The organism is Cupriavidus phytohabitans, from assembly GCF_017815025.1.
Lineage (GTDB): Bacteria > Pseudomonadota > Gammaproteobacteria > Burkholderiales > Burkholderiaceae > Cupriavidus.
Genome location: NZ_JAGIQB010000246.1, coordinates 1 through 529, shown reverse-complemented (window position 1 = coordinate 529; position 529 = coordinate 1). Strand labels below are relative to the sequence as shown.

Annotated in this window: 1 protein-coding gene; it reads left to right on the top strand. The window is 53.3% G+C overall.

The features are described 5' to 3' along the window. The coding region (locus tag J8I34_RS34350; protein ID WP_245176365.1) for a LysR family transcriptional regulator at window positions 1–469 on the top strand (469 nt) is incomplete at its 5' end. Window positions 470–529 lie beyond the last annotated feature (60 nt).

Genomic DNA, 529 nt, shown 5'->3' with positions numbered 1-529 from the left:
AGCCAGCTTAGTAGCAGCGCAGATTTCTTGTATTCGCAATCCAGCAAGGTACACTTGCAACATATGCAAACCTCTTTCGGCAAGATCGATGAGAAAGCTGCTCGACCCTTCGCTCTACTATTTCTCCGTCGTGGCGGCCACGGGTTCCCTCAGCGCGGCCACCGAGAAGCTTGGTCTTACAGTCTCAGCTCTGAGCCGGCATATCTCCAGTCTCGAGAGTGAGCTCCATACATCCCTCTTCGACCGACATGCCCGCGGTATGGAGTTGTCATACTCTGGCCGCATGTTGTTCCGTTACGCTCAGCGCAGCCTAAAGGATGCAGAGTCCGTGTTCCGGGAAATTCAAGCGGACGATCGTCGCAAAGCTCAGACAATCAAGATTGCCTGCACAGAGGGATTCGCCTTTGATTTTCTGCCATCGTCATTAAGTGCCTTTCATGTGAGGCATCCCGGCCTAACAGGCTGCTGAAATACCGGCAGTGGACGTCAGCGCGACGACTTGCTGAATCGTTAATCTGAGGACTCCTTA